The sequence below is a fragment of the Halobacillus sp. BBL2006 genome, assembly GCF_000786645.1.
Taxonomy (GTDB): domain Bacteria; phylum Bacillota; class Bacilli; order Bacillales; family Halobacillaceae; genus Halobacillus.
This window is the reverse complement of record NZ_JRNX01000517.1, coordinates 1-3,908: the sequence shown is the minus strand read 5'-3', so window position 1 is coordinate 3,908 and position 3,908 is coordinate 1. Positions and strand designations below refer to the sequence as shown.

The window sequence follows — 3,908 nt, the reverse complement described above, 5'->3', positions numbered from 1 at the left end:
GCAGCGCCGCGAGCCACTTTTGACGATGCTGGTTTAAACTTGTGGTCCGATGCGTTGCATGCAAAATTGGTTGCACACGAAGTAGAGGTTGCTGCAGATGACCTTGCCGTTCTTCCGTACACGTCAGGAACGACAGGACTGCCAAAAGGATGCATGCATACGAACCGAACCGTTCAAGCCAATACGCTGGGAGGGGCCTATTGGGCTCGAACGACCACAGATTCTAAAAGCCTGGCTACGCTGCCATTTTTTCATGTGACAGGAATGGTGCAAAGCATGCACATTCCGATCTTCAGCGGCAATTCCATGGTGATTATGACGCGATGGAACAGGGAAACGGCCCGACAGCTGATTCGTGATCAGCAGTGCACACACTGGGTGACAATCAGTACAATGCTCATCGATTTCCTTGCTAATCCGGAAGTGAAATCAGAAGACCTACGTTCGCTCTACGCGATTTCAGGGGGAGGAGCCTCGTTTCCAAAAGCTGTGGGAGAAAAGCTTTATCAGCTGACAGGATTAGAGTTCGTAGAAGGATACGGATTATCAGAAACGATTGCTCAGACTCATTTCAATCCGCCTGATCGGCCGAAGCTCCAGTGTCTTGGGGTTCCTTCCTTTAACGTCGATGCCCGCATACTTGATCTCGGTACGAATGAGGAAGTGGAACCGGGTGAAATTGGTGAGATTGTCGTTAACGGCCCTCAGGTCATGGTCGGTTATTACAACAGAGCAGAAGAGAATGAAAGTGCTTTTGTAGAAATCGGCGGCAAATCTTTCTTCCGCACAGGGGATATCGGCCGTTTTGATGAAGAGGGTTATTTCTTCATTGTCGACCGTGTGAAACGGATGATTAATGCCTCCGGCTATAATGTCTGGCCTACGGAAGTTGAATCTGCCCTTTATGATCATCCGGCTGTCCAACAGGCATGTGTCGTCGGAATTCCGGATCCTCGTAAAGGAGAGAACATCAAAGCCTTCGTCATTTTGAACGAGGAATACAAAGGCGAAGTTACCGAGGAAGAGATCGTCCACTGGTCGAAAGAACGCATGGCCGCCTATAAGTATCCTCGATTGGTTGAATTCAAGACCGAATTCCCAACGACGAACAGCGGGAAAATTCTTTGGCGTAAGCTTCAAGAAGAGGAACGAGAGAAGGTCGAAGGCAGTCAGCGGACGTAAGCAGTCATCCACCCGTGCCTGGAAAAATACTCGTTTTCGCTTTTTCCAGGCTCACGGGTTTTCCTACTCTTAAAGGGGGAGTCTAATGGATATTTTAATTCAGCAGCTTTTCAATGGGCTGACGATCGGCAGTGTGTACAGTCTGGTAGCTTTAGGACTTACGCTCGTCTACGGAATTTTGCACATTCCTAACTTTGCTCACGGCGCCTTATATATGCTTGGCGCTTATGTCACTCTCACGATGATGCTTTTATGGAACATTCCTTACTGGATTTCCATGGCAATTTCGGTTCTTGTCGTTGGTCTTCTCGGTGTCTTGATGGACAGACTTGTGTTTCATCCTTTGCGTAATGCCCCGCCGATTCACGATAAGATTGCGGCGATCGGGATGCTGCTTTTTCTTGAAGCATTCGCTCAGCTGATCTGGGGAGCGGATTACCGGACGATGGAAACGCCTTACGGACAAGTGATTGACATGTTCGGGTTAACCGTTACCATGCAGCGCATCCTCATTAATATCGGAGCGGTAGGTGTCATGATTTTACTCTACTTATTTTTGAAAAAGACCTACATCGGAGCTACCATCATCGCTATGGCTCAGAACCGTGAAGGGGCGAACCTCGTCGGTATCAATACGAATAAAGTTGCAATGTTAACCTTCATGATTTCAGGTGGACTCGCTGCCATCGCTGCTTCTTTATCGGCTCCAATCAACCTCGTTTTTCCGGGGATGGGCCATTTGGTCATTTTGAAGGCCTTTGTCATCATCATTCTTGGAGGAATGGGAAGTGTGCCTGGAGCGATTTTAGGAGGGTACATCCTTGGCTTTACGGAAAGTCTCGGGGCAACTTACATTTCCAACGATTATAAAGATATTATCGCGTTCGTGCTTCTCGTCATCATCTTATCCATCAAGCCTAAAGGTCTTTTTTCCAGGGAGGGATTCTAAATGCTATCGCTTCTGAAGAAAAGAGGCTTGGTCATTGGAGTTATTCTTCTGGCCATTGTCTTTCCGTTTCTTTCACAAAATGATTATTTTCTCCACGTTTTAACGTTAGCGTTCATTTGGATGATTGCCGTGTATGGTCTGAACCTCTTAGCTGGCTATACGGGTTATCTGTCGCTTGCCCATGCCGGATTTTTTGCTGTAGGCGCTTATGCCTTAGGTCTTCTTACTGTGAAAGCAGGGGTTAATTTCTGGCTGGCACTAGTCCTCGCCTGCTTGATCACGAGCGCTTTAGGGTTTTTAGTTGGTTTAGTCGCACTAAGAACGAAAGAACATTTTTTCGCGATTTATACTTTGTGTGTTGGCTATATCATTTACCTAGTCATTGATAAGTGGGACAGCTTAACCGGAGGCGTACGTGGATTGATTGGAATACCCGCTCCAGCAAGTATCGGTCCAATTTCCTTTGATACGGCCCTCTCCCAATATTATTTGATTCTGCTTTTTCTATTGCTCACTGTCCTCGTTATGTACCGGATCATTCATTCCCTTTCAGGAAGAACATTCATTGCCATCCGCAACAGTGAAGAGCTCGCACAGACGATCGGAATTTCAACGATGAAAAATAAATTGCTCGTCTTTGTCCTTTCCACATTCTTTGCAGGTTTAGCCGGAGCTTTATATGCATCCTTCATCCGCTTCATCGGTCCTGATATTGGTTATATCACGATCATTTTCGATTTCCTTACCTACCTGCTTGTAGGTGGAATCGGAACATTGGCTGGACCGATTGTCGGTACATTTCTCGTCGTGACGGTTTCCCAATCCCTGCAGTTTTTGCAGGATTACCGGATGTTGATCTTCGGTCCATTGTTAACGCTGCTCATTATTTTTTATCCGAGAGGAATCGCCGGTGCCTTTTTTGACTGGAATAGGAAACGGTCTCTGAAAAAGAGGGTGAAGATGAACAAAAAACAGCGTTATGTCAAACCGCAGTCCGAATCCGAAACAGAGAAGAGAATCAAGGAGGGATGACGGAGTGTTAATCGAAACAAAACAGCTTACGAAGAAGTTTGGAGGCTTAGTGGCCGTGAATGCGGTCGACTTTGCAATTGAAAAAGGTAAAATCAATGCCATCATCGGTCCGAATGGAGCAGGAAAATCTACTTTTTTCAACTTAGTCAGCGGAAGCTACCAGCCAAGTTCTGGCGAAGTCCTTTATAAAGGAAAGAACATTACAAAGCTTGCTCCAAATAAAATTGCCGAGTTAGGGGTGGCCAGAACCTTTCAGACGACGAATCTATTTGAGGAGTCGACGGTGCTGGATAACGTCATTGTCGGTCACCGGCTGCGCACGAATTCTAGCTTGCTGGATGCGGTATTAAGGACGAAGCGTTTCAAAAGAGAAGAGAAAAAGTGCATGGATAAAGCGATGGAAGTTCTTGATTTCGTCGGTTTAACTCATGTTTCTGATAAGCTTGCCGGAAATATCACCCAGGAGGAAAAGAAACGGGTCGCTTTCGCGCTCGCCATGGCTACCGATCCAGAGATCGTCTTTTTAGATGAACCGGCGGCCGGCATCAACCCGGGTGAAACCGAAGGGCTGGCTGAACTGATGGAAAAGATGGTTCAAAGAGGCATCACGGTCTGCTTGATTGAACACAAAATGAAAATGATTATGAAGCTTGCAGACAAAATCATGGTGCTGAATTACGGAGAAAAGATTGCCGAAGGAACGTCTGATCAAATTATGAACAATCAAGCCGTAATTGAAGCTTAT

Annotated in this window: 4 protein-coding genes; all 4 read left to right on the top strand. The window is 46.4% G+C overall.

The genetic code is table 11. From position 1 onward, the window contains the following. On the top strand, nucleotides 1-1,182 hold a 1,182-nt coding region (locus LD39_RS15075; protein ID WP_035548948.1), incomplete at its 5' end, for an AMP-binding protein. Between the two features lie 85 nt (nucleotides 1,183-1,267). After that, a complete protein-coding gene (locus LD39_RS15070; protein WP_035548945.1) occupies nucleotides 1,268-2,131 on the top strand; it encodes a branched-chain amino acid ABC transporter permease in 864 nt (287 codons plus the stop codon). Then, the gene (locus LD39_RS15065; RefSeq protein ID WP_035548942.1) at nucleotides 2,132-3,163 is read left to right on the top strand and encodes a branched-chain amino acid ABC transporter permease; all 1,032 of its coding nucleotides are present in this window, start codon (nucleotides 2,132-2,134) and stop codon (nucleotides 3,161-3,163) included. Between the two features lie 4 nt (nucleotides 3,164-3,167). Continuing rightward, nucleotides 3,168-3,908: ABC transporter ATP-binding protein (locus LD39_RS15060; RefSeq protein ID WP_035548940.1), on the top strand; the 741-nt coding region annotated here is incomplete at its 3' end.

Coding starts and splice junctions, on each gene's coding strand:
- LD39_RS15065 (WP_035548942.1), top strand. CDS start 2,132: ATGCTATCGCTTCTGAAGAAAAGAGGCTTGGTCATTGGAGTTATTCTT.
- LD39_RS15070 (WP_035548945.1), top strand. CDS start 1,268: ATGGATATTTTAATTCAGCAGCTTTTCAATGGGCTGACGATCGGCAGT.